Origin of the sequence: Pseudomonas sp. NFACC13-1 (genome assembly GCF_900104425.1) — a bacterium.
In the GTDB taxonomy this organism is placed as follows: Bacteria; Pseudomonadota; Gammaproteobacteria; order Pseudomonadales; family Pseudomonadaceae; genus Aquipseudomonas; species Aquipseudomonas fluorescens_AA.
Window position 1 is genome coordinate 64555 of sequence record NZ_FMXV01000025.1, and the last position, 22524, is coordinate 87078.

General features: G+C 60.7%; 20 protein-coding genes and 3 tRNA genes. 13 read left to right on the top strand and 10 right to left on the bottom strand.

Features of this window, described 5'->3' with window-relative positions; translation table 11 throughout:
- The first annotated feature begins 2 nt into the window (after positions 1-2).
- Positions 3-734 carry an adenosylcobinamide-GDP ribazoletransferase gene (locus tag BLQ55_RS24725; RefSeq protein ID WP_092257767.1) on the top strand — a complete coding sequence of 244 codons (732 nt, stop codon included), beginning with the start codon at positions 3-5 and terminating at the stop codon, positions 732-734.
- A 43-nt stretch (positions 735-777) separates the two neighbouring features.
- Here BLQ55_RS24725 and BLQ55_RS24730 read toward each other — a convergent pair whose 3' ends face one another.
- Positions 778-1512, bottom strand: a complete 735-nt coding sequence (locus BLQ55_RS24730) for a response regulator (RefSeq protein WP_256326646.1) — start codon at positions 1510-1512, stop codon at positions 778-780.
- Between the two features lie 58 nt (positions 1513-1570).
- Positions 1571-1846: a LuxR family transcriptional regulator gene (locus BLQ55_RS24735; protein ID WP_092257773.1), complete on the bottom strand. Its 276-nt coding sequence runs from the start codon at positions 1844-1846 to the stop codon at positions 1571-1573.
- Between the two features lie 372 nt (positions 1847-2218).
- On the opposite strand from BLQ55_RS24735, the gene BLQ55_RS24740 reads away from it, so the two are divergent.
- The 3 genes from BLQ55_RS24740 (at position 2219) to BLQ55_RS24750 (ending at position 4618) form a co-directional block, all read left to right on the top strand.
- Positions 2219-2623, top strand: a complete 405-nt coding sequence (locus tag BLQ55_RS24740) for a MarR family winged helix-turn-helix transcriptional regulator (protein ID WP_092257776.1) — start codon at positions 2219-2221, stop codon at positions 2621-2623.
- A gap of 52 nt (positions 2624-2675) precedes the next feature.
- Complete coding sequence (locus BLQ55_RS24745) at positions 2676-3884, top strand: MFS transporter (RefSeq protein ID WP_092257778.1); 1209 nt, start codon at positions 2676-2678, stop codon at positions 3882-3884.
- Between the two features lie 182 nt (positions 3885-4066).
- Entirely contained in the window at positions 4067-4618 is a 552-nt protein-coding gene (locus tag BLQ55_RS24750) for a glutathione peroxidase (RefSeq protein WP_092257780.1), read from the top strand.
- An 89-nt stretch (positions 4619-4707) separates the two neighbouring features.
- On the opposite strand, the gene BLQ55_RS24755 is transcribed toward BLQ55_RS24750, so the two are convergent.
- The 3 genes from BLQ55_RS24755 to BLQ55_RS24765 form a co-directional block, all read right to left on the bottom strand.
- The gene (locus BLQ55_RS24755; protein ID WP_092257782.1) at positions 4708-5991 is read right to left on the bottom strand and encodes an OmpP1/FadL family transporter; all 1284 of its coding nucleotides are present in this window, start codon (positions 5989-5991) and stop codon (positions 4708-4710) included.
- A gap of 144 nt (positions 5992-6135) precedes the next feature.
- Complete coding sequence (locus BLQ55_RS24760; RefSeq protein ID WP_092204081.1) at positions 6136-6618, bottom strand: hypothetical protein; 483 nt, start codon at positions 6616-6618, stop codon at positions 6136-6138.
- 275 nt (positions 6619-6893) lie between these two features.
- Positions 6894-7118, bottom strand: coding sequence for a hypothetical protein (locus BLQ55_RS24765; RefSeq protein ID WP_003204606.1), 225 nt, complete (start codon positions 7116-7118; stop codon positions 6894-6896).
- Between the two features lie 951 nt (positions 7119-8069).
- On the opposite strand from BLQ55_RS24765, the gene BLQ55_RS24775 reads away from it, so the two are divergent.
- Positions 8070-8393, top strand: coding sequence for an SEL1-like repeat protein (locus BLQ55_RS24775; RefSeq protein ID WP_092257784.1), 324 nt, complete (start codon positions 8070-8072; stop codon positions 8391-8393).
- A gap of 188 nt (positions 8394-8581) precedes the next feature.
- Positions 8582-9967: a DNA recombination protein RmuC gene (gene rmuC, locus BLQ55_RS24780; protein WP_176814250.1), complete on the top strand. Its 1386-nt coding sequence runs from the start codon at positions 8582-8584 to the stop codon at positions 9965-9967.
- 190 nt (positions 9968-10157) lie between these two features.
- Here the strand turns inward: rmuC and BLQ55_RS24785 are convergent, their stop codons facing one another.
- Positions 10158-13628 carry a hybrid sensor histidine kinase/response regulator gene (locus tag BLQ55_RS24785; RefSeq protein ID WP_092257787.1) on the bottom strand — a complete coding sequence of 1157 codons (3471 nt, stop codon included), beginning with the start codon at positions 13626-13628 and terminating at the stop codon, positions 10158-10160.
- A gap of 238 nt (positions 13629-13866) precedes the next feature.
- On the bottom strand, positions 13867-14406 hold the full coding sequence (locus BLQ55_RS24790) for a TetR/AcrR family transcriptional regulator (RefSeq protein ID WP_092257789.1): 540 nt from the start codon (positions 14404-14406) through the stop codon (positions 13867-13869).
- 103 nt (positions 14407-14509) lie between these two features.
- Between BLQ55_RS24790 and BLQ55_RS24795 the strand changes: the two genes are divergently transcribed.
- From BLQ55_RS24795 to BLQ55_RS24810, 4 genes are all read left to right on the top strand, one after another.
- Positions 14510-15700 carry an MFS transporter gene (locus BLQ55_RS24795; RefSeq protein WP_092204086.1) on the top strand — a complete coding sequence of 397 codons (1191 nt, stop codon included), beginning with the start codon at positions 14510-14512 and terminating at the stop codon, positions 15698-15700.
- A 70-nt stretch (positions 15701-15770) separates the two neighbouring features.
- A complete protein-coding gene (locus BLQ55_RS24800) occupies positions 15771-16082 on the top strand; it encodes a cupin domain-containing protein (protein WP_092257791.1) in 312 nt (103 codons plus the stop codon).
- A gap of 103 nt (positions 16083-16185) precedes the next feature.
- Positions 16186-17334 carry a TDT family transporter gene (locus BLQ55_RS24805; protein WP_092257793.1) on the top strand — a complete coding sequence of 383 codons (1149 nt, stop codon included), beginning with the start codon at positions 16186-16188 and terminating at the stop codon, positions 17332-17334.
- 81 nt (positions 17335-17415) lie between these two features.
- Positions 17416-19290 carry an MFS transporter gene (locus BLQ55_RS24810; RefSeq protein WP_092257795.1) on the top strand — a complete coding sequence of 625 codons (1875 nt, stop codon included), beginning with the start codon at positions 17416-17418 and terminating at the stop codon, positions 19288-19290.
- 177 nt (positions 19291-19467) lie between these two features.
- Here BLQ55_RS24810 and sugE read toward each other — a convergent pair whose 3' ends face one another.
- From sugE to rdgC, 3 genes are all read right to left on the bottom strand, one after another.
- Positions 19468-19782 (bottom strand): quaternary ammonium compound efflux SMR transporter SugE, encoded by a 315-nt coding sequence (gene sugE, locus BLQ55_RS24815; protein ID WP_003204587.1) that lies wholly within the window; start codon positions 19780-19782, stop codon positions 19468-19470.
- A 117-nt stretch (positions 19783-19899) separates the two neighbouring features.
- A complete protein-coding gene (locus tag BLQ55_RS24820) occupies positions 19900-20868 on the bottom strand; it encodes a bile acid:sodium symporter family protein (protein ID WP_092257797.1) in 969 nt (322 codons plus the stop codon).
- 144 nt (positions 20869-21012) lie between these two features.
- A complete protein-coding gene (rdgC, locus tag BLQ55_RS24825; protein WP_092204091.1) occupies positions 21013-21933 on the bottom strand; it encodes a recombination-associated protein RdgC in 921 nt (306 codons plus the stop codon).
- A gap of 160 nt (positions 21934-22093) precedes the next feature.
- Between rdgC and BLQ55_RS24830 the strand changes: the two genes are divergently transcribed.
- The 3 genes from BLQ55_RS24830 (at position 22094) to BLQ55_RS24840 (ending at position 22516) form a co-directional block, all read left to right on the top strand.
- Positions 22094-22169, top strand: a tRNA-Val gene (locus tag BLQ55_RS24830).
- Between the two features lie 19 nt (positions 22170-22188).
- A tRNA-Asp gene (locus BLQ55_RS24835) sits at positions 22189-22265 on the top strand.
- A 175-nt stretch (positions 22266-22440) separates the two neighbouring features.
- Positions 22441-22516: transfer RNA gene (locus tag BLQ55_RS24840), tRNA-Val, on the top strand.
- Positions 22517-22524: the final 8 nt, after the last annotated feature.

Genomic DNA, 22524 nt, shown 5'->3' on the forward strand with positions numbered 1-22524 from the left:
CCATGTTGCCTTTCTGGATCGCCCTGCAATTTCTCAGCAGTCTGCCAGTGCGCCTGCCTGGCATGCCCGAGCCCGAACAACTGGGGCGTTCGCTGCTGTTCTATCCATTGGTGGGGCTGGTGTTCGGTGCTTTGCTGTGGCTGCTCAATGCACTGCTGCTGGGTGCACCGTCGCTACTCCACGCCGCGCTGTTGCTGACGGCCTGGGTGTTGCTCAGCGGAGGCCTGCACCTCGACGGCCTGGCCGACAGCGCCGACGCCTGGCTGGGCGGTTTTGGTGACCGCGAACGCACGCTGCTGATCATGAAGGATCCGCGCAGCGGACCCATTGCGGTGATCACCTTGGTGTTGGTGCTGCTGCTCAAGTTCGCCGCGCTGCTGGCGTTGATCGAGCAGGGGCAAGCGTTGGCCTTGATCATCGTGCCGGTGCTGGGGCGTGCGGCGTTGCTTGGCCTGTTTCTCAGTACACCTTACGTGCGCGCCGGCGGGTTGGGCCAAGCGCTTGCCGATCATCTGCCCCGGCGCGCGGGTGGATGGGTGTTGTTGGTGTGTGCGTTGGGCTGTGTGCTGGTGGCGGGGTGGCCCGGCGTTTGTGCATTGGCCGTTGCCTTCGCGGTGTTCGTTGGCTTGCGGCGGATGATGCTGCGCAGGCTCGGGGGCTGCACCGGGGATACAGCCGGGGCGTTGCTGGAGTTGCTTGAAATAGCGGTGTTGGTGGGGTTGGGGTGGGGCTGAGTTGACGGGAACGCGATGGTGGGCCGTTTCGGGATTTGAGGGGTCAACCCTTTAACCCACTCACCCGAGCAAACTCCATCAATCCACCGTCATGCCCAAGCCCCAACTTGTCCATGGCGGTGCGTTTTTGTCGGCTGATGGTTTTTTCACTGCGATTGAGCTGGGCTGCAATCTGTCTGCCCGACATCCCGTGCACGAACAGCCTCACCACCTCCAGCTCCCGTTCGGAAAGGCCCACCCGGTTGGCGTCCGAGCGCGTGGCGGCCAAGGATTGCCCTCGCAGAAGCTCAAGAAAAGCCGGGCATGCATACTGCCGCCCCTGGGTGACACCGAGGATGGCCTGTTTCAGTTCCATCAAAGGACTGCGTTTATCGAACAAGCCGTTCACGCCGGTATTGAGCAAGGCCTGCAACACGGACGGATTGCGTAGCATGGTGATCACGATCAGGGGGCAGGCGCGGTAGTGGCGTTTCAAATAGCCCATCAGGGCCAGGCCGTCCGGGAACTGCCCATCGGGCATCGAATAGTCGCTGATGACCAGGTCGCAGGGGGTGCGCTCCAAGTGCTGGAGCAGTTCATCGGCGTTGCGAGCCTTGGCAACCACTGAAAACCCAGTCTCCGCCAGGACCATTTCGATACCCGTCAGCACGACGGGGTGATCATCGGCAAGGATGATGCGTATAGGGTTGTCCGAAGGAGGCCTGTGCGACACTCGCGTATCGTCACAGGTGCTGAGGCCGAAAATGTCGCGGCATTCGGGCGTGTGGTTCAGATTCATTGCTGCCTCTACAGGGGCCAAGTACATCCCGACCGCTGCTGACAAGCCATCGGAACGCTCAGATTAAGCCTCGTTCGCGCGCGATTTTTCCCGCGAGATGACGCGAACTGACGCCGAATTTTCGGCGAATGTTGTTGAAGTGATAATTGACGTTGGCCTCGCTGCAATCAACGATGACGGCAATCTCCCAAGAAGATTTGCCAGCCTCGCTCCACTGCAGGAATTCCTTCTCCCGCTTGGTGAGTCGGATCGCTTGAGCAGGTTTTTTTTCCGTGGAGTGGTAATGGTCCTGGTATGGCGCCAAACGTTCAGAAATCGCGGTGCTGTGGTACATGACTGAAACTCCCATTCATCATCATTATTTGATGGCGTGGGGGTGGCGGAATCTTCCCACTTCTTGATGGCATGGTTCGCACAACCCGTCTTCAAGCCCGCAGGCAGGGCTGAAGGCACGGTTTCGTTTATAACTTGATTCAAAGCACCTGAAACCTGTCAGACATTACAGGTGGGGGACTCTAATGAGTAATGGTTGAAAAGGCTGTCAGCCAAAGCGCCTGATTTTGTGGGATTTATTTCCGTCTGGTTGACGATTCCGTTTGTTCTGACCAAGCAAAAATCAGGAGAAAAGCGAGGCCAGGGAACATGGCATAAGTGAAAATTGCCATTTAAATTTGCATTCAATCAACCCCGGGTATATACACGCATCATGCTTCCTTCCCAATGTTTGTGCATCAACCTGCGTCGTGCCGCCCGTGGCGTCAGCAGGTATTACGACGGCGCCCTCGACGGCTTCGGGATCAACGTTGCCCAGTATTCTTTGCTGAGCAATCTGGCGCGCCTGGACCAACCGAGTATTTCCTCCCTGGCCGAGGCGATGGGCCTGGACCGCAGTACCCTGGGGCGCAACCTGCGGGTGCTCGAAGGCGAGGGGCTGGTGGCGTTGGCCGAGGGCGAAGACCTGCGTAACCGCATCGTCGAGCTGACCGAAACCGGGCACGCCCGGTTGGCAGCGGCGTTGCCGGCCTGGGAAGCGGCGCAACAACGATTGATCGATAAGCTGGGCGCCGAGAAGCGCACGGCATTGCTGGCCTTGCTGGACGAATTGGCGTAGTGCCGGTTCGTTCGAATACAAGCGGGTATATACCCGCGAGCGGAGAACAAGAATGACATCGATGTGGCGTACCTGTGGTTGGGTCCTGGTGGGCAGCGCGCTGATCCTGGCGTTGTCCCTGGGCGTGCGGCATGGCTTCGGCCTGTTCCTCGCGCCCATGAGTGCCGAGTTCGGCTGGGGCCGTGAGGTATTCGCCTTCGCCATTGCCTTGCAGAACCTGATCTGGGGCCTGGCGCAGCCTTTCACCGGTGCGCTGGCCGACCGCTTTGGTGCGGCGAAAGTGGTGCTGATCGGTGGCGTGCTCTACGCACTCGGCCTGGTGTTCATGGGCATGGCCGACTCGCCATGGTCCTTGTCGTTGAGCGCGGGTCTTTTGATTGGCATCGGTCTGTCGGGCACGTCGTTCTCGGTGATCCTCGGCGTGGTCGGACGGGCCGTGCCGCCGGAAAAACGCAGCATGGGCATGGGCATCGCCAGTGCCGCCGGTTCCTTCGGCCAGTTCGCCATGTTGCCCGGTACGCTGGGGCTGATCGGCTGGCTGGGTTGGTCGGCGGCGTTGTTGGCGCTGGGGCTGCTGGTGGCGTTGATCGTGCCGCTGGTGAGCATGCTCAAGGACGCGCCCTTGCCAGTGGCAGGCAACGAGCAGACCCTGGCCGAAGCCTTGCGCGAGGCGTGCAGCCATTCCGGGTTCTGGCTGCTGGCGGTCGGCTTTTTTGTCTGCGGTTTCCAAGTGGTATTCATTGGCGTGCATTTGCCGGCATACCTGGTGGACCAACACTTGCCCGCCAGCGTCGGCACCACCGTGCTGGCCCTGGTCGGGTTGTTCAATATCTTCGGCACCTACACCGCTGGCTGGCTGGGCGGACGCATATCCAAGCCACGCCTGTTGACTGGGTTGTACCTGCTGCGGGCCGTGGTGATCGGCTTGTTCCTGTGGCTGCCGGTGACGACCACCACGGCATACCTGTTTGGCATGGCAATGGGCTTGCTGTGGCTGTCGACCGTGCCGTTGACCAATGGCACGGTAGCGACCCTGTTTGGTGTACGAAATCTGTCGATGTTGGGTGGGATCGTGTTCCTGTTCCACCAGTTGGGCTCGTTCCTCGGTGGTTGGCTGGGCGGGGTGGTGTATGACCGCACCGGCAGCTACGACTTGATCTGGCAGGTATCGATCCTGCTCAGCCTGCTGGCGGCGGCGTTGAACTGGCCGGTGCGTGAACGGCCGGTGGCGCGCCTGCAAGTCCAGGTCGGTGCGGCATGAGTCGCATCGGCCCGTGGTTGATCGCTGCCGGCGCCGGCCTGTTGCTGGCACTCGCCTGGTGGGGCTGGCACCAGGGCGGGTTGGCCTTGATGCAGCTGGGCATGGGGACGTGTTGAACAATGGACGGCGGCGGGCGTGGCAGAGTAACGTCGTGGTCTGACATGCTTTAAGGAAGTAACGACATGTTGATGCGCTGGTTTGCTGTTCCCGCCCTGTTGCTGGCTGTGACCGGGCAAGTCTGGGCCGCCGATTGCCCGCCTTTGCTGGAGGGTTCGTTGCCCAAGCTGCGGGCCAAGGAAACCATTGATTTATGCCAGCGCTTTGCCGGCAAGCCTCTGGTGGTGGTGAACACCGCCAGCTTCTGTGGGTTCGCCCCGCAATTCAAGGGCCTCGAGGCGCTCAACCAGCGCTACAAGGACCAAGGGTTGCAAGTGTTGGGCGTACCGTCCAATGACTTCAAGCAGGAATCCAAGGACGGAGCCGAAACCGCCAAGGTCTGCTACGTCAATTACGGTGTGACCTTCACCATGACCGAACCGCAGCCGGTGTGGGGTGCGGATGCGATACCGCTGTTCAAGCACTTGGCTGAACAATCCGGCGCGCCGAAATGGAATTTCTATAAGTACGTGGTGGACCGCCAGGGCAAGGTCGTTGGCAGTTTTTCCAGCCGGATCAAGCCTGACGATCCCGATTTCATCAAGGCGGTAGAAGCGGCCATCGCCTCCAAACCCTGACACCTGCGACGAAAAAGCCCCGCCTCTTTGCAGAGTGCGGGGCTTTTTTTCGCTTCAGTTGGCGAGGGGGTCAGGTTCGCCGTGAAACATCAGAAGCGGTAGGTTGCACCGACACCGAAACCGTTGGCGCTGTTTTCGTATTTGGCGTTGTAGGACTGGCCGAGGGCATTGCTGCCGCTGACGTTGACTTTTTCTTCCTTGAGGTAGGAATAGGCCACGTCGATGGTCAGGTCGTCGGTCGGACTCCAGCCAGCACCCAGGCTGAAGATGGTCCGGTCGCCGGTCGGGATACGTGGCGAACGGTCCTGGTTGTTGGTCGGTGCCTGGTCGAAGGTCAGGCCGGTACGCAGTACCCACTGTTTGTTCAGCTGGTAGGAGGTACCGATGGCGTAGGCCCAGGTGTCGTGCCAGTTCTGTTCTTCAGTGATGGAGCTGAAGAAGGCAGGCGCGAAAGCACCGCCCGTTGCGGGCGTCACACCGTCGTTGTTCACGGTGATTTCTTTCAGGCGACTCCAGCGAGTCCAGGTGCTGCCCGCGTAGACGGTCCAGGCATCATTGATTTGCTGGGTGACCGAAAAGTCCACCGATTCAGGCGTGGTGATATCCAGCGAAGCATCATAGCGCGCGCCATTCAGCAGGCTGGGAGGTGTGCCAGCCCCAGGACTGATTTCGGTGTGGCCTTCGAGCTTGTACTTGACCTTGGAGTGATAGGTCAGGCCAACACGGGTGGTGTCGGTCGCCTGGACCAGCAGGCCGATGTTGTAGCCATAGCCAATGTCGTCGCCCTTGATCTTCACGCTGCCATCATTCGGTGACAGCGGCGAGGTCAAATCCGATTCCAGGGAGCCGGAAATGCGGTTGATGGTCGGGCCGAAACCGATCGATACCTTGTCGTTGAAGGCATAGCTGACGGTTGGCTGGAAAGTGACGACTTTCACTTCGCTCTTGCTGCCGAAGTTACCGCCCTGGAAGCCGTTTTCGTAATCGGTGATCAAGCCAAACGGCGCGTAGACACCCAGGCCGAAAGCCCACTGGTCATCGATAGGCTTGACGTAGTAGCCCATCGGAACGCCGGTGAGCGGAACCATGTCGCCCTTGTTGGTGCCGGACTGGGTACCGCTGGCATCGTCGATATCGGTGGAGGCATCGATGGCGGCGAAGCCACCGGTGACTTGCTGACGCTTGAGGCGCGACATGCCGGCAGGGTTGCCAAACACGGTGCTGGCGTCATCGGCAGAAGAGGAACGACCTGCGAAACCAGTGCCCATGCCACTGATGCTTTGTTCGTTCAAGGCAAAGCCACTGGCGAAAAGTTGTGTGGATGCCAAGGTAACGGCAAGGCCAAGGGTGGTTTTGAGCATCATTTTTTTCATTGTTAGAACTCCTGGTGATCACCGGGGCGAAAATTACCAACATTTTCGTTCAAGCGCTATAGCCTGTATGGCTTGATTTAGAGCGGTTTTGTAGGACAATCCGACCAGATTCGCGACCGTTGTAGGAAGTTTCCAAATTTCCCATCAGCAAGCGACCTGACTCAGCGGCGAAACACAGATTTGCCAGGCGCAGGTGAAATCTCGCAGGCGCCCTTGGGGATGAAAGGTCTGGCGCCAGATGCGGGCCATGCCCAGCAGGTCGTCGGCGTCGGGAAGCGGGGTATTCTGTTCCTCTACCAGCAGCCAGGCGATGGCGGTGGCGTAGCGCAAATTGACGGTCAACTCCAGGTGCGGGCCGCTGAGAAAGGCATGCTGGCTGGCCAGGCCGCGCACCAGGCTGGCCCGTTCTGGATCTCGTGCCAGGTAATGGTCCCAGAGTGCCTGGTGGCGGGGCTCGGTAATGCGATACAAGCCATGCCCGCGTCGATCATGCAGGGCTGAACCCAGGGCGGACTGGCTGGCGGCAATGCCCAGTAACAAGGATTCCGCGGTGGCGCTGTGACGCTCAAGGTAGAGGAGCGTCGGGCGGATCACATATCGACACAGTTCGCTGGCAGCGATACCCATAAAACCCTCGAAGTGTGAAAGGGGCGGGGCCTGAAGAGTATGGGCTTGGCAGCGGTGGATCGGTCCAGGCCCCGCCGGAAGCGGATCATGCCGCTTGACTTGAAGTGTAGTGTCATATTCCCGCTGTAAAGGACTGTTTTTAAAACATCTTCAGCGAACGGTTATAACTGTTATATCCGTTGGTGCTTACGGCGTTTCGCTTAATCGAGAAATTTCTGGCAATAAAAAGCCCCGCTTTCTGGGCGGGGCCTTTGGGTTTCAGCTTTTGTGGCGTCTCAGGCAACCAGTGCCTGGCGAGTACGCTCGATCACGGCCTGCAGCGGTTCGGCGCTGGAGTACTGGTCGGGGTACAGGCGTTCGCTGTGACGGGCGATGCCGTGTTCGTTGACCAGCGTGAAGCTGAAGCAGCCTTTGCGAGCGGCCATGATCAGGCAGTTCATCGGTGCAAAAGCGTTGGTGAGGGTGCGGATAGCATCCTGTGCGTGGATTTGAGTGGACATGTTATGGGTGTTCCTGCAAATGACACGGTTAAGAACCGTGCAACGTTAAAACGTTCCAGTAACGTCGACCACCATTGGTCGAACGAAGAACCCGACTGGAACAAAGCAGCCAGTTTGAGCGCTATATAAGTGCGCGCTTGGGCTGGCAGGTAGGTACTTAGGAGGGCAGGCAGCACATCGAGGGCAAAGGTTCTGGGCCCAGGGTGAAGATCCTGATCAATTTTGCAGGTTGGTTCGGTCAGAGTAATGAGCCTGGCAACACCCTTTGCATTCGATCAAAGGCTGTGTTGGCGCAAGATTTACCTGGAAACCATCGAGGGGGTCGGTCTCCTTTTTTCGGCGAGGCGTCCTTGGGAGGATGGCTGACCGTGGAGATGTGTTCGACCCGGAATTGACTTTCAGCTTGGTACTAACGCTGCGGATACTAACGGATCGAACCCGTGAAGGGAAGGGTGTTGGTTAAAAAATATTCAAGTGGGCACCCAATCGCTGTGGAGGGCATGCCGTAGCACAGGAACCGACGCTTGCAAGTGCGCCCACGCCAGCGTTGCTGCAATGCACGGCCGGAGGTTATCCCCAGCTTTTACCGCCCGTTGTGCCAAAAAATCGCAGCGTTATAACCCGTTCAGCTGTTACTTGTGCACACTCGCGGCACCACTTGTCACCGAACTGTCATGTGGGAACAATCCGGGGTAGGTGCCTGTATCCAAAATTTAAGTCAATGAAAAACATCGCTTTTTTTTACTGGTGAAAAAATCGTCAGTTTGAGCGCAGGCCCCGTTCCACAGGGCTTTGCGCGAGTTCAGGGGGGGTTGTCCACTGAGTTATCCACAGCTTCTGTGGATTGTCCCAAGCGCTTGCTCTAGCACGGGCGTGCCGGTTTTTTTCGGCTTTACCCGTACGAAAAAAGGAGTAGAGTGGCGCGCCTTCCGATCTGTCCCACAGTGTTTTATGAAGTTTCGCTCAGTATCAAATCCTGTTACCTCCACACCCTCTGGTGTTACCCCACCCAAGCGTTTGTCGATGCGGGTGGCTGAGTGGCTGCTCGACAGCCCGCGGCTGGGGGACAGCCCCAGCGTCAAGCACTTGGCTGGTCGTTTGCTCAAGCAACCGGCCCGTGAAGGCGTAGTGGCCGCGCAAAGTCGCCTCGGGCAGTTGATGTGCCGGGAATGCGGCAACGCCCGGGATCGACGCATCGGCCACGACCTGCTGCGCCAGGCCGCCCGTGCCGGCGATGATCGTGCCCGCCGGGCCCTCGGTGAAATCGAAGATTGAAAACGAAGACTGCGCTGGGCAACCCCCAGCCGCTTGGTTAACCTTCGGGCTTTATTTGATCGGCAGGAATTGTCATGGCTATGGATTTGACCAGCCTGTTGTTTGGCCTGGCAGGCGCTGCGGTGCCATTGCTGGCACTGGCCTGGCACCTGCAACGCCAAGCCGCCGCCGCGCAGACCGAACTGGCCCTGCTGGAGGAGCGCCTGGCCACGGCCCACATGGCCCATGATGGACTCAATGCCCAGCTCGATGCCTGCCGCGACGAAATCAGCGATCTGACCCAGGCCAACGCCGCCAAGCAGGCCGAGCTTGCCGCGGCCTGCCGTGAGGTCGAATTGCTGCAGATCGAGCGCGACAATGCCCGGGATGCGGCCCACGCCTGGAACCTCGAACGTGCCAACAAGGAAGCCGAGCTGCGCCGGCTCGATGCCCAGGCGGCGTCGTTGCAGGCCGAACTGCGCGAGCAGCAGGAGAGCCATCAGCAACGCCTGGATGACCTGCAAGGCTCGCGAGACGAGCTGCGGGCGCAGTTCGCCGAGCTTGCCGGGAAGATCTTCGACGAACGGGAACAGCGTTTCGCCGAAACCAGCCAGCAACGCCTGGGCCAGTTGCTCGATCCGCTGAAGGAACGCATCCAGTCCTTCGAAAAACGCGTTGAAGAAAGTTACCAGGCCGAGGCCCGGGAACGTTTCTCCCTGGGCAAGGAACTGGAGCGCTTGCAACAACTGAACCTGCGCCTGAGCGACGAAGCCACCAACCTCACCCGGGCGCTCAAGGGCCAGAAGACCCAGGGTAACTGGGGCGAACTGATCCTGGAGCGGGTGCTTGAACATGCCGGCCTCGAGAAGGGCCGCGAGTATCAGACCCAGGTCAGCCTCAAGGGCCCGGACGGCGAGCGTTTCCAGCCGGACGTGTTGATTTATCTGCCGGGCGACAAGCAAGTGGTGGTCGATTCCAAGGTCAGCCTCACGGCCTATCAGCAGTACGTGGCCGCTGAAGATGACGCCATCGGCCAACTCGCCCTCAAGCAACATGTGGTGTCGTTGCGTGCCCACGTCAAAGGCTTGGCCGGCAAGGACTACAAGCGCCTGGACGGTTTGCACAGCCTGGATTTCGTGTTGCTGTTCGTGCCAATCGAAGCGGCGTTTTCCGCCGCCTTGCAAGCCGAGCCGAACCTGTTCCAGGAAGCCTTCGACCGCAACATCGTGATTGTCAGCCCGACTACGCTGCTGGCGACGCTACGGGTGATCGATAGCTTGTGGAAGCAGGAACGCCAGAGCCAGAACGCCCGGGAAATCGCCGAGCGGGCCGGGTGGCTGTATGACAAGTTCGTCCTGTTCATCCAGGACCTGGACGAGATCGGCAGTCGCTTGCAGCAATTGGACAAGGCCTACAGTGCGGCGCGCAACAAACTGACAGAAGGGCGCGGCAACCTGATCAGCCGCAGCGAACAGCTCAAGCTGCTCGGTGCCCGGGCGAGTAAGAGTTTGCCTGCCGATTTGCTCGAGCGGGCGATGACGGATGCGGATGGGCTGCCTGAGTTGCCGGAAGAAACCGCAAAAACCCAGGATTGATGAAACCCTTAGGCTTGATGCAAAACCTGTGGCGAGGGGATTTATCCCCGCTGGGTTGCGTAGCAACCCCAGTCCTGGGCACCGCGGTGCAACTGATGAACCATGCAAGCCGCTTTACGACTGCTGCGCAGCCGAGCGGGGATAAATCCCCTCGCCACAGGCGCAGTGCCCGGCTGGAGAACTCCTGTACCTACAACGGCAAATGCCGACTCAACAACGCCCGCAACGCCGCCGGCTTCACCGGCTTGGCCAGGTAATCCAGGCCCGCCGCATGCACCAGGGCCACCGTCTCGGGGCGGCCATCGGCGCTGATCACCACCCCTGGCACCGGTTCCCCCATGCGCCTGCGCAACCAGGCCATCAGTTCGGTGCCGGTCTCGCCGTCGTCCAGATGAAAATCCACCAGCGCCAGTTGCGGTCTGCCGCCCTGGGCCAGCCAACGCTCGCATTCCTCGCGGTTGCGCGCGGTCCACACCTGGCAACCCCAGCGCGTCAGCAGGCTGTTCATGCCGATCAGGATGCTGTCTTCGTTATCGACGCACAGCACCTGCGCGCCGCTTGGCAAGTGACCGTTGGGTTCGGCCACGGGGCCCGGTACGACGGCCTGTGTCTGGGCCAAGGGCACGCTGACGCTGAACACGCTGCCGCGCCCCGGCCAGGAGCGTACGCGCAAGGTATGGCCCAGCACGCGGCACAGGCCGTCGGCGATGGCCAGGCCCAGGCCCAGGCCTTTTTCGGCGCGGGTCTGGTGGCTGTCCAGGCGCTTGAACTCTTCGAAAATGACTTGCAGCTTGTCCTCGGCGATGCCCGGCCCGCGGTCCCAGACTTCCAGGCACACCTCGCCGTTGCGCCGACGTACGCCCAGCAGCACCGGGCCCTTGGCGTAGCGGAAAGCGTTGGTCAGGAAGTTTTGCAAAATGCGCCGCAGCAGCTTGATGTCGCTGTCCACCCGTAACTTCGAGCCGCGAACCCGGAACTTCAAGCCTTGTTCCTGGGCCAGCGCCGTGAACTCCGCGCCGAGGGTATCGAGCAGGTCGTTGAGGGCGAAGGGCTTGCGGTCGGGGTTGATCTTGCCGTTTTCCAGGCGGGAGATATCCAGCAAGTCGGTGATCAGGTCTTCAGCCGAGCGCAGCGAACTGTCCAGGTGTTGCACCAGTTGCCGGGCCTCGCTCGGCAAACCGTCGTGCTGATGGGACAGTGCGGCGGAGAACAGGCGCGCGGCATTGAGCGGTTGCATCAGGTCGTGGCTGACCGCCGCCAGGAACCGGGTCTTGGATTGATAGGCCGCTTCGGCGGTGCTCTTGGCTTCGGTCAGGGCCAGGTTCAACTGCGACAGTTCCCGGGTGCGTTCCGCCACTCGTTGCTCCAGCCCTTCATTGGCTTCGGTCAGCGCCTGTGCGGCCTCACGGAAGGCGGTGATGTCGGTGAAACTCATGACGAAACCGCCACCGGGCATCGGGTTGCCGATCAGCTCGATGACCCGGCCGTTGGGGAACAGCCGTTCAGAGGTATGGGCTCGGCCCTGGCGCATCCAGTGCAGGCGCCTGGCGACATGGACTTCCGCCTCGCCCGGCCCGCAGAGGCCTCGTTCGGCGTTGTAGCGGATGATGTCGGCAATGGGCCGGCCGACACTGATCAAGCCGTCCGGGTACTTGAACAGCTCCAGGTAGCGGCGGTTCCATGCCACCAGTCTGAGGGACTGGTCGACCACGCTGATGCCCTGGCTGATGTTCTCGATGGCGCCTTGCAACAGGGCGCGGTTGAACTGCAGCACTTCCGACGCTTCGTCCGCGATCCGGACCACGTCTTCGAGCTGCATCTCCCGACCTTCGATGGCGGCTTTCACGACCGCACGTGTCGAAGAGGCGCCGAGTACACCGGCCAGCAGGCGTTCGGTGTGGGCGATCCATTCGCTGTCGGCGTTCTGGTTCGGGTTGAAGCCTTTGCCCTGGCGGTAGGCGAAGCGAATGAAGCTTTGCCGCGCCCGCTCTTCGCCGACGAAACGTGCGGCCAGTTGCAACAGGTCTTCAATGTGCACCGCCAGCATCGAGCGGGGGTTGGGGCGGGCGCTGATTTCCTGGCCGATGAAGCGCCCGGCCTGCCAGTGTTCCGAGACGCGTGTGCGCGACAGCACCGACACCCAGGCGAACAGCGTGAAGTTGCCGGCCAGGGACAGGACCACCCCTTGGGTCAGCGGCGTGATCGGCAGGTTCAAGGGATTGCCGTGCAACCAGGCCAGCCCCGGGAAACTGCTGAGCGACCAGCCCAGGCTGTGGGCGGCAATCGGCAACACCAGGGTGTAGAACCACAGGAAGATCCCCGTGGCGAGGCCGGCGAACACGCCGCGGCGGTTGGCCTGTTTCCAGTACAGCGCGCCGAGCATGGCCGGGGCCAGTTGGGTCACGGCGGCGAAGGCGATCTGGCCGATGGTCGCCAGGCTCGCCGTCGAACCCAGCAGCCGATAGCTGACATAAGCCAGCAACAGGATGACCACGATGCTGACCCGGCGCACCGACAACATCCACTGGCGGAACACCTCGAAGGGGCGTTCGGCGTTGTTGCGGCGCAACAGCCAGGGCAACAACATGTCGTTGGAGACCATGGTCGACAGCGCCACGCTGGCCACGATCACCATGCCAGTGGCCGCCGAGGCGCCGCCGATGAACGCCAGTACCGCCAGGGCCGGATGGGCCTGGGCCAGCGGCAGGCTGATGACGAACGAGTCCGGCAGCACGGAACTGGGCAGCATCATCTGCCCGGCGAGGGCGATGGGCACCACGAACAGCGCGGCCAGGGCCAGGTAGGCAGGGAATACCCATTTGGCCAGGCGCAGGTCCTGGGGCTCGATGTTTTCCACCACGGTCACGTGAAACTGCCGCGGCAAGCAGATGATCGCCATCATCGCCACCCCGGTCTGCACCACCATGGACGGCCAATTGATGGTTTCTTTCCAGTATTGCTCCAGGCGTGGGGCGAGCATCGCCTGATTGAACAGGTCGTCGAAACCGTCGTACAGGCCGAAGGTCACGAAGGCGCCCACTGCCAGGAAGGCGAACAGCTTGACCAGGGATTCGAAGGCAATCGCCAGCACCATGCCACGGTGGTGTTCGGTAGCGTCCAGGTTGCGGGTACCGAACACGATCGTGAACAGCGCCAGGATCAGCGAGACGATCAGCGCGGTGTCCTGGGCGCGGGTGCCCATGGCGTCGGCGCCGGCACCGATCAACAGGTTCACCCCGAGCACGATGCCCTTGAGCTGCAAGGCAATGTACGGCAGCACGCCCACCAGGCAGATCAGTGCGACCACCACCGCCAGGGATTGGGACTTGCCGTAGCGGGCGGCGATGAAGTCGGCGATGGAGGTGATGTTCTCCTGTTTGCTGATCATCACCATTTTCTGCAGGACCCACGGCGCCAGCACCAGCAGCAGGATCGGCCCGAGGTAGATCGGCAGGAATGACCAGAGCTGTTCGGCGGCCTGGCCCACGGCGCCGAAGAACGTCCAACTGGTGCAATACACCGCCAGCGACAGGCTATAGACCCAGGCCCGCACCCGTGGCGGCAGCGGCGTGCTGCGTCGGTCGCCGTAGAAGGCGATGGCGAACATGATGGCCATATAGGCCAGGGCGACAACGGCGATCAGCCCGCTGGACAACGACATGGAAACTCCCCAACAAAGACACCGGGACTTGAGCCCGGCAGGACAGTCTCGCATGCCCGCTCGGGTTCGTCAGTGTCGACCAAGGTCGAGGCGTGGTGGGGTGTCGCAGGTGGGTAATGAGGTGTCTGGGCGGGCCTCATCGCGAGCAAGCTCGCTCCCACATTTGATCTGCTGTGAACACGAAATTTATGTTCGCCTAATACTCAGTGTGGGAGCGAGCTTGCTCGCGATGACGGTGTTACTGACCCAACGCAATATCCACCAACCGATACAACTCCCCAGCCTCCAACGGTGCAGTAGCAAAGAGAATGCGAAAAACCGTCGGTGCCACCACCACATTGATCAGCCACTCGACGCCCGGGTTGGGCTCATCGGGATAGCGGTCCAGGATGATCTGCAACTGACGGCTGATGATCCCTACGCAATACCCTGGGGTGGCGCAGGCCTGGATGTCACGCATCATGTTGCGACCAGGCTCGGAACTCATTTCGTCCAGGTACTGCTCGGCCCAGGCGCGCAGGTCGCCGCGCAAGCTGCCGGTGTCGGCCGGTTCGCCGTCGGGGCGCATGCGGGCGATGGCGACGTCGGCCAGCAGCGCCGGCAGATCGCCCCAGCGCCGGTAGATAGTGGACGGCGTGACCCCGGCGCGCGCAGCGATTTGCGGCACGGTCAGTGTGGCGCGGTCCTGCTCTTGCAGCAGGGCGCGGACCGCCGAATGAATCGATTCCTGGACCCGGGCGCTTCGGCCGCCGGGGCGTAAACCTTCTTTAATAGCCATGTGTCAGACCTTAACACAAAGAATTTGCTTTAAGCGCACACCGGTAGCACACTCCGCAAAAGCAAAAAATTAGCTTTTGCGAATGTTCTTGTGGAGCGTGCTCATGTCCCGTCCAGCTTCGACCCGCGCCAGCCTGATTTTCCTGGCGCTTGCCTTGCTCGGTTTTCTCGCCGCGTCCAGCGCGCCGACGCCGTTGTATCACCTCTATCAGGAACAATTACAGTTTTCCCCAGCCGTTCTGACGCTGATTTTCGGCGTGTACGCCTTCAGCCTGCTGGCGGCCTTGCTGACCGTGGGGTCGCTGTCGGATTACCTGGGCCGCAAGCCGGTGATTTTCGTGGCGCTGTTGCTCAACATACTGGCGATGCTGCTGTTCATCAGTGCCGACAGTGTCGTCTGGTTGATCAGTGCCCGGTTGATCCAGGGGTTCGCCACTGGCATGGCCACCAGTGTATTGGGTGCTGCCTTGCTGGACTTCGACCGTCGCCAAGGTCCGTTGATCACCAGCGTTGCGCCGCTGTTGGGCATGGCGTGCGGGGCGCTGGGCTGTGGCCTGCTGGCCGAGTTCGCACCGTTGCCGTTGCAACTGACCTACTGGCTGCTGCTGGGGTTGTTCCTGGCCCAGGCCGTTTACCTCTGGCGCCTGAAAGAAAGCGTCAGCCCGCAAGCGGGTGCCTGGCAGTCCTTGCGTCCGACCTTGCACGTACCACTCCAGGCGCGGCGGGCCTTGTGGCGGGTCCTGCCATTGGATCTGGCGGCCTGGGCCGTGGGCGGTTTCTACCTGTCACTGGCACCGTCGCTGGTGCGGGCGGCTACCGGATCGACCTCCAATCTGATCGGTGGCGCGCTGGTGGCGGTGTTGACCCTCAGCGGCGCATCAGCCATCTACCTGTTGCGCAACCAGGAGGCCGACACAATATTGCGTCCGTCCGCGAGCCTGTTGGTGATCGGCCTGGCATTGGTGCTGGTGGCGGTGCATGGTGCCAGCTTGCCGTTGTTCTTCGTCGGCACGCTGGTCACTGGTGGCGGTTTCGGCGCCGGGTTCCTGGGGGCGCTGCGCAGTCTCATGCCGCTGGCCTTGCCCCACGAACGGGCCGGCCTGATGTCGGCGTTCTATGTCCTCAGTTACCTGGCCTTCAGCCTGCCGTCGCTGCTGGCGGGGAACCTGACGCGGGTGTTCGGCTTGATCCCGACGACCGATGGGTATGGCGCCGTGTTGATCGTGTTGTGCGTCGCAGCGCTGTGGGGGTTGCGGCAGTCGATCAAACCGCTCAGCGATGGCGTTCGGCCTTGAAACCAGGCATGCAGGTGCCGCAGGCAGTGGGTTAGTCTTGGCACCTCAGTCTTCATTCCGGACGGATCTCTTGAAAATCATCCGCAGTAAATCCTTCACCGGTGACCGTGCCTGGGCGGCGCTGGATATCGCCAACATGAACGGCATCACCACGCGCCTGCACTGGACCGATCAGCCCTACAAATGGCACATCAACGACGGCCAGGAAGTCTTCGTGGTGCTCGATGGGCAAGTGCAGATGTGCTATCGGGAAGACGGTGTTGAAAAGGCGACCTTGCTGGATGCCGGGGATATTTTCTACGCCTCCGTGGGCACCGAGCATGTGGCCAATCCCTTGGGCGAAGCGAGGATTCTGGTGATCGAGACTGAGGGCAGTGTCTGACCTTTATCTGTAAAGTAGATAACAGATAGAGAAATTGCCCGTTATATAGATATTCGATTCGGCTCTAGCATGGTTCCACCTCAACTGAGGACAGGAGTTCGCCATGACATGCTGTGCTGCAAAAAACCGCTTGCGCCCCTTGAGCCATTTGCCCAGGCCGCTGGAGGCCATTCGTCAATTCACGCCTAACTGGTTTGCCGTGGTCATGGGCACCGGTGTGCTGGCGCTGGCCTTGGCGCAATGGCCGACGACGATGCCAGGCCTGCACGCCTTGGGCGAAGGATTGTGGTTGTTCAACACGCTGTTGTTCGTGGTGTTCGCCTTGATGTACACAGCCCGCTGGGTGTTGTTCTTCGACGAAGCACGACGGATTTTCGGTCATTCAACGGTCTCGATGTTTTTCGGCACCATTCCCATGGGGCTGGCGACCCTCATCAACGGCCTTTTACTGTTTGGGCTGCCGCGCTGGGGCGAGGGTGTGGTGGCGGTGGCCGAGGTGCTGTGGTGGATTGACGTAGCGATGTCCTTGGCGTGCGGCGTGCTGATTCCCTTCCTGATGTTCACCCGCCAGGAACACCGGATCGACCAGATGACCGCCGTGTGGCTGTTGCCGGTAGTGGCCGCGGAAGTCGCAGCCGCCAGTGGTGGGCTGTTGGCGCCGCATCTGGCGGACGTTCACTCGCAACTGATCATGCTGGTTACCAGCTACGTGCTCTGGGCCTTTTCCCTGCCGGTGGCGTTCAGCATCCTGACAATCCTGCTGTTGCGCATGGCCCTGCACAAACTGCCGCACGAAAGCATGGCCGCCTCGAGCTGGCTGGCCCTTGGCCCGATCGGCACCGGTGCTCTGGGCATGTTGTTGCTGGGCAATGATGCCCCCCTGATTTTTGCTGCCAATGGCCTGTCTGGCGTGGGCGAGATCGCCGCCGGGCTGGGGCTGGTGGCCGGTATCACGTTATGGGGTTTTGGGTTCTGGTGGATGTTGATGGCGTTGCTGATCACCGCCCGCTATCTACGCGGCGGCATCCCGTTCAACCTTGGCTGGTGGGGCTTTACCTTCCCCTTGGGCGTGTTTGCGCTGACCACATTGAAACTGGCAGACCTGCTGAAACTGGAATTCTTCAGCGTCTTCGGCAGCGTGCTGGTGGCGATGCTGGTTGTGCTGTGGCTGATCGTCGCCCGACGCACGCTGCTGGGCGCCTGGCACGGTGAGTTGTTTGTGTCGCCGTGCATTGCGGAGCTGGCGAAATAATCGTTAAAGACAGGTAATGTGTGGCCTGGATCGAAAAACGTTCATTCCAATAAGCGTCCACGCCACTCAGGAACATGGAAGATGAGTCACCCTTCGCAGTTCACCTTGCTTCGCACGCGGCGTTTCCTGCCGTTCTTCATCACGCAGTCCCTTGGCGCGTTCAACGACAACATTTTCAAGCAGTCGCTGATTCTCGCCATCCTCTACAAATTGACCATCGAGGGGGACCGCTCGATCTGGGTCAACCTCTGCGCGCTGCTGTTTATCCTGCCGTTCTTTCTGTTCTCGGCGCTGGCGGGGCAGTTTGGGGAAAAATTCGCCAAGGATGCGCTGATCCGCCTGATCAAGCTCGGCGAAATCGCCATCATGGCGGTCGGCGCGGTGGGCTTCATGTTCGATCATCTGTGGCTGATGCTGCTGGCGTTGTTCGCCATGGGCACCCATTCGGCGCTGTTCGGTCCGGTGAAGTATTCGATCCTGCCCCAGGCCTTACATGAAGAAGAGTTGGTCGGTGGCAACGGCCTGGTGGAGATGGGGACTTTCCTGGCGATCCTGGCTGGCACCATTGGCGCCGGGATCATGATGTCCTCGGCGCATTACGCCCCCGTCGTCTCGACCGCGATCATCGGCGTGGCCGTGCTCGGTTACCTGGCCAGCCGCGGCATTCCACGCGCAGCGGCGGCCTCGCCGCAAATGCGCCTGAACTGGAACATCTTCAGCCAATCCTGGGCCACCCTGAAGCTGGGTTTGGGGCAAACCCCGGCGGTGTCCCGTTCGATTGTCGGCAACTCCTGGTTCTGGTTCGTCGGGGCGATCTACCTGACGCAGATCCCGGCCTACGCCAAGGAGTGGATGCACGGCGACGAAACCGTGGTGACCTTGATCCTGACGGTGTTCTCGGTGGGCATCGCGTTGGGGTCGATGCTCTGCGAAAGGCTCTCCGGGCGCAAAGTCGAGATCGGCCTGGTGCCGTTCGGCTCGTTCGGGCTCACCGTGTTCGGTCTGCTGCTGTGGTGGCATTCCGGTGGAATTCCCGACAGCGTCGAGGGGCACGGTTGGCTTGAAGTGCTCGGTTTCGGTCACGCCTGGCTGGTGTTGATCGACATCCTTGGCCTGGGTGTGTTCGGTGGCTTCTATATCGTGCCGCTGTACGCGCTGATCCAGTCGCGCACGGTGGAGAACGAACGGGCACGGGTGATCGCCGCCAACAACATTCTCAACGCGTTGTTCATGGTGGTTTCGGCGATTGTCTCCATCGTCTTGTTAAGCCTGGCCAAGCTGTCGATCCCGCATTTGTTCCTGGTGGTGTCGCTGCTCAACATCGGCGTCAACGCCTACATCTTCAAGATCGTCCCCGAGTTCAGCATGCGTTTCATGATCTGGCTGCTGAGCCATTCCATGTACCGCGTGGAGCATCGCAACCTGGAGGCGATACCGGATGAAGGGGCTGCGCTGTTGGTCTGCAACCACGTGTCTTTCGTCGATGCCTTGCTGATCGGTGGTGCGGTACGTCGGCCGATTCGTTTCGTGATGTACTACAAGATCTACAACCTGCCAGTGCTGAATTTCATCTTCCGCACCGCTGGGACCATCCCGATTGCCGGGCGCCAGGAAGACATTCAGATCTACGAAAAAGCCTTCAAGCGAATTGCCCAATACCTGAAGGACGGCGAGCTGGTGTGCATTTTCCCTGAAGGAAAATTGACCGCTGACGGTGAGATCAATGAGTTCAAAAGCGGACTGACACGCATCCTCCAGGAAACCCCGGTGCCGGTGATTCCCCTGGCGCTGCAGGGGCTGTGGGGCAGTTTCTTCAGCCGCGACCCGGCCAAGGGGCTGTTTCGCCGGTTCTGGTCGAGGGTGACGCTGGTGGCGGGTTCGGCGGTCGCGGTAGAGGCGGCAACGCCTTCGAGTTTGCAGGCGTTGGTGGGAGACCTGCGCGGCACCGTCCGCTAAACAAAAAACTGTGGGGCAGAAGGTTTGGGGGATTAAACCTGTGGGGAGCTAGAACTGTGGGAGCAAGGCTTGCCCGCGATAGCGATCGCAAGGACGCCATCGCGAGCAAGCTTTGCTCCCACAGGTTTAATCCTACAGACCTTGCTGCCCTCAGAGGTTTGGTTCCTGCAGGAAAATTCAGGCGCTGACCTTGAGCCCGATCAACCCCGCAACGATCAACGCCACGCTGGCCAGGCGAACCAGCGCCATCGACTCACCAAATAAAATGATCCCGGCGATCACCGTGCCCACGGCACCGACCCCGGTCCAGATCGCATAGGCGGTACCCAGCGGCAGCTCCTTCATGGCAAGGCCGAGCAGGCCGAGGCTGATCGCCATGGCGGCGATGGTCAGAGCTGTGGGGAGAGGGCGGCTGAAGCCGTCGGTGTACTTCAGGCCGACAGCCCAGCCGACTTCGAACAGGCCGGCAAAAAACAGAATGATCCAGGACATCAGACACCTCATCGATGGATGGGGTCGTCCCCGGATTCAAGACTCAATCGAGCGGCGGGGTCGTCCCCGCCCTGGATGGATAGAGTGCCAATGATTGACCACTCGATCAAGTTTGCCTTAGTCAGCGGTTTGCCGGGCGGCCAGAGTTTCGCGGTCTTGCTTTTCGCTCATGCGCCGGAAGTACGTCGAGAGCAAAGCCCCGGAAATGTTGTGCCAGACGCTGAACAGCGCGCTGGGGACCGCCGCCAGCGGCGAGAAATGCGCGCTGGCCAGGGCCGCGCCCAAGCCGGAGTTTTGCATGCCCACTTCCAGTGCCAGGGATTTGCGCTGGGCCAGCGGCAGCTTGAACAGATGCCCGGTGAAGTAGCCCAGCAAAAAACCGAAGCTGTTGTGCAGCATCACCACGGCCATGATCAACAGGCCCGATTCGGCAATTTTTGCCTGGCTGGCGGCGACGACGGCGGTGACGATGATGACGATGCTCACCACCGACACCAACGGCAACACCTCCACGGCATGGCGCACCTTGTTCCCCAGCAACCGCTGTGCCACCACGCCCAGCACGATCGGCAGCAGCACCACTTGCAGGATCGACCAGAACAGCTCCATGAATGACACCGGCAACCAGGCCGAGGCCAGCAACCAGATCAGCGCCGGGGTCAGCAGCGGCGCGAGCAAGGTGGTGACGGCAGCGATGGCCACCGACAGTGCCAGGTCGCCGCGGGCCAGCCAGGTCATGACATTCGACGAGGTGCCGCTTGGGCAGCAGCCCACCAGAATCACGCCGACGGCAATTTCCGGCGGCAGATGGAAAACCTGGCAGAGCAACCACGCCACACCGGGCATGATCACGAAATGGGCGACCACGCCCAGGGCCACGCGCCAGGGATGGCGTGCGACTTCGGCGAAGTCTTCGAGCTTGAGGGTCAGGCCCATGCCGAACATCACCAGGCCGAGCAGCGGCACGATGGCGCTTTTCAGGCCGATGAACCAGGCCGGCTGCAAAAATGCCACGACGGCGAAAATCAGTACCCAGTAAGCGAAGGTATTGCCGACGAAGCGGCTCAATGCAGCCAGTGCGCGCATGACCTGATCCTTATTATTAAGAACATCCAATACTCATGTGGGAGCGAGCTTGCTCGCGATGGCGGAGTGTCAGTCAACATCTCGGTGGCTGTCATACCGTTATCGCGAGCAAGCTCGCTCCCACAAGGTAGCTATCCGCCGGGTTTAGATCCCCTGCGGCATCTCTTCCCCACCCAACGCTTCAACCAGCGCCGGCAGGAACTCGCCGAACGTCAACATCATCAGCGTGAAGCTGGCGTCCAGTTGGCCGAGGGCTTCGTCGCCACCGTCCTGCTCCGCCTGGTCCTGCAGCAGGTCTTCGAACTTCAGGCGCTTGACCACCATCTTGTCGTCGAGCACGAAGGACAGTTTGTCCTGCCAGGCCAGCGACAGCTGCGTCACCACCTTGCCGGTGTTCAAGTGCAGCTGGATTTCGTCGCTGGTCAGGTCCTGGCGCTTGCAGCGCACGATGCCGCCATCTTCGTGGGTGTCGCGCAGTTCGCATTCATCCAGCACGAAGAAATCGTCCGCGGCTTTCTGGGTCTTGACCCAGTCGGTCATGGTGGCGGTCGGGGCCATCTTGACCGTCAGCGGGCGCACTGGCAGTGAGCCGATGACTTCGCGCAGGGTGGACAGCAGGTCTTCGGCGCGTTTCGGGCTGGCCGAGTTCACCAGGATCAGGCCCTGTTTCGGCGCGATGGCGGCGAAGGTGGACGAGCGACGGATGAAGGCGCGGGGCAGGAACGCCTGGATGATTTCATCCTTGAGCTGGTCCCGTTCCTTTTTATAGACCTTGCGCATTTGCTCGGCTTCGATCTCTTCGACCTTTTCCTTCAGGGCATCGCGCACGACGCTACCCGGCAGGATGCGTTCTTCCTTGCGCGCGGCGATCAGCAGGAAATCCTGGCTGACATGCACCAATGGCGCGTCTTCGCCTTTGCCAAACGGCGCGACGAAACCGTAAGTGGTCAACTCCTGGCTTGCACATGGACGCGCCAGTTTGCTGGCCAGTGCAGTTTCCAACGCCTCGGCATCAAAAGGCAGATCTTGGGTCAGGCGATAGATAAGCAGGTTTTTGAACCACATGGGGTGAGTCTCTCCTTTATACAAAGGGGGGCATTATTCTCTTCGCGGCGCCATAGGCCAACCCTTCGCTAAGCCTTTGGAAGGCCTGAAAAAATTAATTTAAAAAGTGCTTGCCAGCTTAAAGAGTGCTCCGTAGAATGCGCGCCACACCGAAAGCGAAGGGTGATTAGCTCAGCTGGGAGAGCGTCTGCCTTACAAGCAGAATGTCGGCGGTTCGATCCCGTCATCACCCACCATTCGTTCAACGTGTTACGCGCAGCGGTAGTTCAGTCGGTTAGAATACCGGCCTGTCACGCCGGGGGTCGCGGGTTCGAGTCCCGTCCGCTGCGCCATATTCGGTTACCTGGAACACTGAACGCCAGGTCACCACGGAAAGCCCGCTAATGCGGGCTTTTTGCTGTTTGCAGTTACCGCGGTGTGTGTCGATCATGTTTTTTGCTGAATTTTCCAATTAAATCAGCACGTTACTAAAAACTGTGAGAGAATGCGCCCCGCATCGAAAGTGAAGGGTGATTAGCTCAGCTGGGAGAGCGTCTGCCTTACAAGCAGAATGTCGGCGGTTCGATCCCGTCATCACCCACCAAGCTTTCA